Raw genomic sequence first — 7313 nt, 5'->3', positions numbered from 1 at the left:
TGGTAAAACAGCATACGAAAAGTAAGGGTTCAATAAGAAGTAAGTGCGTAAGAGCATGTTATGACGATGCTTTTAGGGAAGAATTGTTGTTTGGTTAACATCATTAACAAAGTGTGCTCGCGCCCTGCCCTGAAACATCATGCCATTGATCATTTATATTACATAACCAAGGAGTGGGTCCAAACGGTGCTTTAAAATAAAGTCCTTTATGTTGTTTTAATTCCATGACATCTGTAGGCGTGCCGTATTTGTTCAAGTAAGCGGGTGAAGCCACGGGAATAAAGCCATTGTCCATGAGCTTTATTGCTAATACTCGCTCATTGGGTGCATACCCGCCACGAATAGCAATGTCTACATCATCACGGCCCAGTGTTGATAACTCATCACTTAAACTGACATCTAATATAATTTCAGGGTATAGCGCACTGAATTCATCAAGTAATGGAAGCAGTATTTTGTCGCCAAAACTGACCATCGAACTGATGGATAAGCGACCCATTGGGGTTGTTTGATAGCTACGTACGGTTTCGTTACTTTGCGCTAACTGAGCTAAAATTTGCTGCATATCATTATAATATATTTGCCCTACTTCAGTTAACTTTACTAACCGGGTTGAGCGTTTTAATAATGTTGCACCTAAGCTTTTTTCTAAATCGGCAACTCGGCGTGATAACGAAGACGGCGGCACCTTAAAAAAATGAGCGGCTTTAGTAAAGCTGCCGGTTTCGACCACTTTACTGAAATAACGAATTGCGCGCAGTTGATCCACATTACTCTCCAAAAATTAACTCATATCACTTTACCTATTATTGTTTAAAAAGCAAAAGTGATTCGCTTTTACCCCTATATATACATAGATAAAAACAAGTAATAATAGTTGTAACTTAAATTTGTAGCGGTTTTATTTAGCTATTAGCGCCCATCATCTTAAAAATGGAATGTAACTTATGATCACTTTGCACGGTTTTGCTGCCAGTAACTATTACAACTTAGTTAAACATGTATTGCTATACAAACAGGTTCCATTTGAAGAGCACCTTGTTTATGGAGGCAGTGAAGAGCTGATGGCACTTAACCCTGCAGGTAAAGTGCCTGTTATTACAACAACTGAAGGGCATAATATTTCAGAGTCGAGTGTTATCTGTGATTTTATTGAGCAGACGTACCCTAGCATTGCGCTCTACCCAGAGGATGCGACTGAACGTGCCGTTGTTAAACAAATAATGAAAGTAGCAGAGTTGTATTTAGAGCTACCAAGTAGACGATTTATACCTTACGCGCTTTCTGGCACAGATATTCCTGATTCAGTTAAAAACGAAGTTCGCCAAGTTTTAAACCGTGGCGTAATGGCGCTACGCCACTTATGTAAATTTTCACCTTGGCTTAGGGGTGAGCAGTTCACTATGGCCGACATTTATGTGTATTACGTAAATACCATTGTGAATAGCTTTGCAACCAAACAACTTGATTGGGATGTACTTGCTGATATACCTGGAATGAAACAGTGGGAAGAGGCTATGCGCCAATCAGATATTACCCAAGCGGTTGAAGACGCTCGCCAAGCCAATTTGCCCGAGTTTATGCAAAAGGTAACCGCACAAATTCAAGCAACACATGCCAGTAAATAACATAGCAACAAGCCTTTAAACTCTTTAAAGGTTTAACATATTTAATTTTTGCAGGAGCAAAACTATGTCAAATAACAATATTCAACTTACATCAACCATTAGCGAAGACAATAAACTTACACTGGCATTACAAAATATTGAAATACCAACACCGGGTGCCAATGAAGTGGTTATTCGTATTGAAGCAGCACCATTAAACCCATCCGATTTAGGGGTTATGTTTGGCGCTGCTGATATGTCTACGGCAACTCAGTCAGGCACGGAGCAATCGCCGGCTATTGTTGCTGATGTACCGGCGCAAGCCATGCCTTCATTAGCTAAGCGAGTAGGTAAAACCATTCCTGTAGGTAATGAAGGAGCCGGAACGGTCATCGCAGCAGGTTCATCAGAAGCAGCTCAAGCACTCATGGGTAAAACAGTGGCTGTTATTGGTGGTGGCACATATCGTCAATATTTATCTGCCAACGTACAAAGCTGCTTAGAACTTAAAGAAGGAACAACCGCGAAAGAAGGCGCGTCGTCTTTTGTAAACCCACTTACAGCGCTTGCAATGGTTGAAACAATGCGCGCTGAAGGGCATAAAGCAATTATACATGCGGCTGCGGCATCAAACCTTGGTCAAATGCTGAATCGTATTTGTATTGCAGATGGTATCGATTTAATTAATATCGTGCGTAAACCAGAGCAAGAAACGCTATTGCGTAACATGGGTGCCAAATACGTGGTGAACTCAAGTAGTGAAAGCTTCATTGCCGATTTAACAGCCGCGATTACCGAAACAGGCGCAACCATTGCGTTTGACCCTATTGGTGGCGGCCAATTAACAAGTGACATTCTTAATTGTATGGAAGTCGCTGCGGCAAAAGACATGAAAGAGCATAGTGTGTATGGCTCTGACACTTTCAAACAAGTGTATATTTATGGCGCATTAGATCGTGGCCCAATCACCCTTAATCGTAATTTTGGCTTTGCGTGGGCAGTAAATGGTTTCTTACTGTTTAATGCATTAGGAAAGCTTGGCACCAATACCGTGGTCGCAATGCGTAAACGTATCGCCGATGAAATTACCACCACATTTGCAAGCAATTACACTCACGAGGTGTCATTAACGCAAGCACTGCAGTTACAATCTTTAGAGGCCTATTCAAAACAAGCGACCGGTCAAAAATACTTAATTACCCCGCAGCAATAACCTTAATAAAAGCTCACTGTTACTTCATGTAACAGTGAGTATCTAATGCAATCATTAATCCTCACTGATACTATTAAAGACGCGTTAATAACATAAAGTTTTATTTGATAAGTGACTCTAATGGCATCTAATTACTCCCTCGACGATTTACGTTATTTTTGTACCATCGTTAAACTTGGAAGCTTTAAACAAGCAGCAGCAAGCCTTGGTATTTCACTATCAACCTTGAGTCGTAGAGTAAATTTACTTGAGCAATCCTTACAACTTCGGTTACTTAATCGCGATGCTCATCGTGTGACTTTAACTCATAGCGGTGAAACCTATTTCGAACGATACAGTAAAGTATTTAATGAACTTGATGACATTGAGCAAACCCTGTCTGACGACAAACATCAAGCAAAAGGTAAAATTAGGATCACAGCCCCTATCTATAGCGGTAAACAATTTTTAAGCGCGTTATTTTGTGATTTTTTATTAAAATACCCAGATATCCAACTAGACCTACGCTTTTCAAATGAGCTTATTGATATCGAAAAGCACGGAATTGATATTGCTTTTAGAGTTAGAAACCCAGTCATCGATAACTGGGTAGTCAGGCAATTAAAGCTGACACAAAATGTACTATGCTGCCATACTAACCAACCAGACAGTCACATTACTCATCCTTCACAATTAGTTAAGGAGCCAAAAGTGACCTGCGTAGGTTTAACGCCATGGCAATTAAAAAATCAATTAACGGGTGAACAGTTTAGCTTTGCGCCTACTGATAATATAAAACTACATGTTGACGAAATCCAGATGATGGAAGAAGCCGTAAAATCTGGAGTAGGCATTAGCTACATGCCAGATTATATCGCGCTTCCCTTAATTGAGTCAGGTAAACTAAAGCGTATTTTGCCTGATTGGCATAGTGAAGAGCAGCCGTTTTCAATGCTTTACCGCGATAGAGAGCACATCCCCTACCGCGTACGATTATTTATAGAATATATACTGCAACATTTTTAATTTATGTTGCAGTGATTCTTCACCACCACAAAGACAAAACTCAGCACGACAGTGGTTAAAATACAAATTAAAAGCTAAGCCTAAGCACCACAACACCAAGCAGTGCAGCCGTCAATCCAATGATCTCTTGACGGCTAAATGACTCTTTTAAAACAATGCGAGAATAAAGCAAAATAATCAGAATATTCATTCCTGAAATAGCTGAAACTAACCCCGTACTTCCAATCGCGAAGGCTGATATGATAGCCACCATTCCAGCGACATTTGTCAAACCTATGAGTAATCCACACGCAAACGTTTTTGCTGCAGACCATCCGTTATGTAAGCTTTCGTCTTCATCATGATGTTGTTGTGTACGCTTTAAAAACCAACTCAAAGCAAACAAAACGCTTCCACAACCAAACATTGAGGTTAAGGTCGCAAATGTATCAGCTTCTAATAAGGTCGACTGCTTGCCCATTAAGTCATTAAACGCAAAAGCTAATGCAGCCAGTAACCCCCACTGCGCACCTTGTAAATTACTCCAAGAAATATCATTCGAGTATCGAATAATATATAAGCCAGCAAAAATGATAAAAAAGCCGAACAGCTGAAAGCCCGTGAGTGTTTCTTGCCACAGTAGAAAGGCAAATAGAAGAACAAATAAAGGAGTCAGCCCTGATAAAATACTGATCAATGACGCTTTCCCCACTGAAAACCCTTTATGTAAAAACCCATTTGCAGCAAAAGATCCAACCCCAAGAGCCAAACCCACAGCTAAATCAGCCCAGCCATACCATGTTTGTTCAAGAACAAAAGTGCCTATGATACTGATAACAAAGCCAACAAAAAACACGCCAAACAGCAGTAAATTGCGGTTAATCTTTTGTTGTGATGTCCATTGATACATTACCCCGCGCAGACCAAAAAATACGGTGGCGAGTAATGCAAAAATTATCCACATAGTCATTTCCTAACGTTCTGATTGATGAAAATGCGCGATGACAAGCGTTTCGCCCTATCACATAAGCGCGCGTACAAAATAAGACCGCCAGTATAGGGAAATTTTAAATGTTATAAATAAGCATAAATGAGATACTAGATTCCATAAATAAAATCTACCTAATTAATAATTAACTTTATAACAGATAAAAATCTCAACACGGTGACTCTTAATCAAACTAAGCTAACATTAAATAACCTACTAATTTTGAGGTTTAACTTACATTACAACATTAAATAGAACACACCCCTTGACATTATATTTTTAAGCAATATGATTGTTTAAAACAAAGAGGAAATAATGTTTACTTTAATTTCAAAACTGCAAAAAACAAATCTCACCTTCGACATTTAAGCCGAGTGTATTAATACACTCGGCAGTTTCACTGTATCTATTAAAATCTAAAATTTAGTTTATTTTTTGTGGGGATTACTCCGTGTTTCCTTCGCTGTTCGAGTATAAAAAATTTATCAATCCTAAATTAAAATATAAAATTAATTTAGGGAGCACAGCAATATTATTGCACCCGTTAAAGCTAGCGCATTTATTACAAAAAGTTGAGTACTCTGAAAGACCTTGGTCTAAGTTCAGTCCACACGTACAGGTTAATAGTACTGTGGTTATTAGGCACACTGTCACAGGTTATAAATACCGAATTACATTAGTAGCGCCAGAACAACATGGTGTAACTCCAAATGCTGTTTCATTTCATTCTCTTATTGGGATCGCTCTTTTAGGCCATAAAGTAGGTCATATATTTGAGTGTGTTGAAGGTGGGGTTACTCACTGCTGGGAAATAATAGCAATTAATGTTAAGGAGAAAATATAGAATAAATCATTTCAGTTTTTTATTTTAAATTTTTATATATTTGATTGGAGTTATTTATAATGAGTAAAGAAAAACCTAAAAAACAAGCTAAACACAGCTTAAAAGAAAAGCGAAAGCTACGCAAAGAAAAACTAAAAACCCCTGAAAAATAAAACTCAACCTTAATAAAGTCGCAAACTCGGAATTGTAAAATTCCGAGTTTTTTAGCACTGTAAAATACGTTCAATTTTATCATTAACTATTATAATAAAGTCAAAAAAAATGAAAATAGTTATACTCTAAATGGGTTACGCGTATCTTGGTTTTCGTCTAGATTACGCATTAAGATAGCGTGCTCTAAATCAATGCTTTCAGGCAGCCGAATTTTTACAACGTGGCCTGAGCCTTTAGCATCAGTGATACAATCGCCTTTTTTGTTCTGCATCATTTCAAGAGTAAAGGTGATATTGCCTTTTGGCGTCATTAGCTCTAATGAGTGCCCAACACAGAATTTATTTTTTACCTCTATTTCAACCAAACCATCAGCATGTCGCCCTATTACTTCACCAACAAATTGTTGTTTGTCTGATACAGAATGGCCGTATTCATAGTTTTGATAATCTTGATGAGCATGGCGCTTTAAAAAACCTTCGGTGTAACCGCGATGAGCTAGGCTTTCGAGTGTTTTAAATAAATCAGCATCAAATGGACGACCAGCTACGGCATCGTCTATCGCTTTACGATAAACCTGCGCTGTGCGGGCAACATAATAAAAAGACTTAGTACGGCCTTCTATTTTAAGGCTGTGTACGCCCATTTTTGTTAATTGCTCAACATACTGCACTGCTCGCAGGTCTTTTGAGTTCATGATATAAGTGCCATGTTCGTCTTCAAACGCAGGCATATACTCACCTGGGCGGCCGTGCTCTTCAAGCATAAACACATTGTTACTTGGGCTGCCCTCTCCTAAAGTAGGTATTACTGCTTTAGGATCTATTTTATGAACCATTTCGCCAGTTTCGTTTTCGGTACCTGGTTTTACATCGTATTCCCAGCGACAGGCATTAGTACACGTGCCTTGGTTTGGATCGCGCTTATTTATATAACCTGAAAGTAAGCAACGCCCTGAATACGCCATACATAATGCACCATGCACAAAGACTTCGAGCTCTGTTTCTGGGCATAACTGACGAATTTCAGCGATTTCTTCAAGCGATAACTCGCGCGATAAAATGACTCGCTCAATGCCCTGTTTGGCCCAAAACTTAACGCTTGCAAAGTTTACTGCATTCGCTTGTACCGATAGATGAATAGGCATATCGGGCCATTTTTCACGAACTAGCATGATTAAACCAGGATCCGACATGATCAAAGCATCTGGCTTCATCGCAATCACGGGCTCTATATCACGTAAGTACGATTTTACTTTGGCATTGTGCGGTGCAATGTTTGAAACCACATAAAACTTTTTATTCAATGCATGGGCTTCATCAATACCTATTTTTAATGTTTCAAGATCAAACTCATTGTTGCGCACGCGCAAACTATAGCGTGGCTGGCCGGCATACACTGCATCAGCTCCGTAAGCAAACGCGTAACGCATATTTTTTAAACTGCCAGCAGGAGAGAGCAACTCTGGTGTAAAAGTATTTGAAGGGGTAATTGACGACATGTGCGCTCCATACATCGAACTGAGTA

Annotated in this window: 6 protein-coding genes and 1 pseudogene; 4 read left to right on the top strand and 3 right to left on the bottom strand. The window is 39.2% G+C overall.

All coding sequences use genetic code 11. From position 1 onward, the window contains the following. Positions 1-127 precede the first annotated feature (127 nt). A pseudogene (locus tag QMA12_RS20980) lies at positions 128-769 on the bottom strand (LysR family transcriptional regulator); the annotation flags it as partial. 178 nt (positions 770-947) lie between these two features. Between QMA12_RS20980 and QMA12_RS20975 the strand changes: the two are divergent. The 3 genes from QMA12_RS20975 to QMA12_RS20965 all read left to right on the top strand — a co-directional run bounded on the left by QMA12_RS20975 (position 948) and on the right by QMA12_RS20965 (position 3825). Beyond that, on the top strand, positions 948-1628 hold the full coding sequence (locus tag QMA12_RS20975; protein WP_290211379.1) for a glutathione S-transferase family protein: 681 nt from the start codon (positions 948-950) through the stop codon (positions 1626-1628). A 64-nt stretch (positions 1629-1692) separates the two neighbouring features. Next, positions 1693-2820, top strand: coding sequence for a zinc-binding dehydrogenase (locus tag QMA12_RS20970; protein ID WP_290211378.1), 1128 nt, complete (start codon positions 1693-1695; stop codon positions 2818-2820). 120 nt (positions 2821-2940) lie between these two features. Further along, positions 2941-3825 carry a LysR family transcriptional regulator gene (locus QMA12_RS20965; RefSeq protein WP_290211377.1) on the top strand — a complete coding sequence of 295 codons (885 nt, stop codon included), beginning with the start codon at positions 2941-2943 and terminating at the stop codon, positions 3823-3825. A 67-nt stretch (positions 3826-3892) separates the two neighbouring features. On the opposite strand, the gene QMA12_RS20960 is transcribed toward QMA12_RS20965, so the two are convergent. Beyond that, positions 3893-4768, bottom strand: coding sequence for an EamA family transporter (locus tag QMA12_RS20960; RefSeq protein ID WP_087534322.1), 876 nt, complete (start codon positions 4766-4768; stop codon positions 3893-3895). Between the two features lie 559 nt (positions 4769-5327). On the opposite strand from QMA12_RS20960, the gene QMA12_RS20955 reads away from it, so the two are divergent. Beyond that, entirely contained in the window at positions 5328-5636 is a 309-nt protein-coding gene (locus QMA12_RS20955) for a GreA/GreB family elongation factor (protein ID WP_176372593.1), read from the top strand. A 271-nt stretch (positions 5637-5907) separates the two neighbouring features. On the opposite strand, the gene yegQ is transcribed toward QMA12_RS20955, so the two are convergent. Continuing rightward, the gene (gene yegQ, locus QMA12_RS20950; RefSeq protein ID WP_290211376.1) at positions 5908-7287 is read right to left on the bottom strand and encodes a tRNA 5-hydroxyuridine modification protein YegQ; all 1380 of its coding nucleotides are present in this window, start codon (positions 7285-7287) and stop codon (positions 5908-5910) included. Positions 7288-7313: the final 26 nt, after the last annotated feature.

The organism is Pseudoalteromonas sp. APC 3893, from assembly GCF_030408095.1.
In the GTDB taxonomy this organism is placed as follows: domain Bacteria; phylum Pseudomonadota; class Gammaproteobacteria; order Enterobacterales; family Alteromonadaceae; genus Pseudoalteromonas.
This window is presented reverse-complemented; position numbering and strand designations above follow the sequence as displayed.